The 1,133-nt window shown below is 39.2% G+C and carries 1 protein-coding gene; it reads right to left on the bottom strand.

Going from position 1 to position 1,133, the window contains the following annotated elements; all coding sequences use genetic code 11:
- The coding region (locus tag AC1DPQ_RS28445) for an AAA family ATPase (protein WP_477611672.1) at positions 1–1,133 on the bottom strand (1,133 nt) is incomplete at both ends.

A 1,133-nucleotide genomic window follows, 5' to 3' on the forward strand; every position in this document is an offset into this window, starting at 1 on the left:
ATTGAATACCACTACATCATCAACACGGTTTAAGAACTCAGGCGCAAAAGCACGTTTTAAAGCACTTTCGATTACACCACGACTGTGAGAATCGGCCTGGTTTGTTTTTGCTGCTGTAGAGAAACCAACACCTTGACCAAAATCTTTTAGCTGACGGGCACCAATATTAGAAGTCATGATGATGATTGTATTTCTAAAATCAACTTTACGACCTAAACTATCGGTTAATTGTCCTTCATCCAAAACCTGTAATAAGATATTGAATACATCAGGGTGAGCTTTTTCAATCTCATCCAATAAGATTACAGCATAAGGTTTTCTTCTTACTTTTTCAGTTAACTGTCCACCTTCTTCGTAACCTACGTATCCTGGAGGCGCCCCCACTAAGCGCGACACTGCAAATTTCTCCATATACTCACTCATGTCGATCTGAATCAAAGAATCATCACTATCGAACATGAAACGGGCCAATTCTTTCGCCAATTCTGTTTTACCTACGCCTGTTGGACCTAAGAAAATAAATGAACCGATTGGTTTTTTAGGGTCTTTTAATCCGGCTCTTGTACGTTGAATGGCTTTGGTTAATTTTTTGATCGCATCATCCTGACCGATAATYTTCTCAGCCACCTTATCGTACATGTTCAACAGTTTTGCACTGTCTGTTTGTCCAACACGTTGTACCGGTATACCAGTCATCATCGAAACCACTTCGGCTACATTATCTTCTGATACCTCGTAACGTTTAGTTTTGGTTTCAGCTTCCCACTCTGCTTTAGCTTTATCTAATTCTTCAATTAAATTTTTCTCTGTATCGCGCAGTTTCGCTGCCTCTTCATATTTCTGGCTACGTACAACCTTGTTTTTCTCTAATTTGATATCTTCGATTTTAGCTTCGATATCAATAATGTTCTGAGGAACGTGGATGTTGGTTAAGTGAACACGTGAACCTGCTTCATCTAAAGCATCAATGGCTTTATCTGGCAAGAAACGATCAGAAATATAACGCGATGTTAAAGTAACGCAAGCTAAAATAGCTTCATCAGTATAAGTTACACCGTGGTGTTCTTCGTACTTATCTTTAATGCGTGTTAAAATCTCTACAGTTTCATCCGGTGTAGCTGGCTCTACCATCA

It is taken from the genome of Pedobacter sp. 01T416_2 (assembly GCF_056398925.1).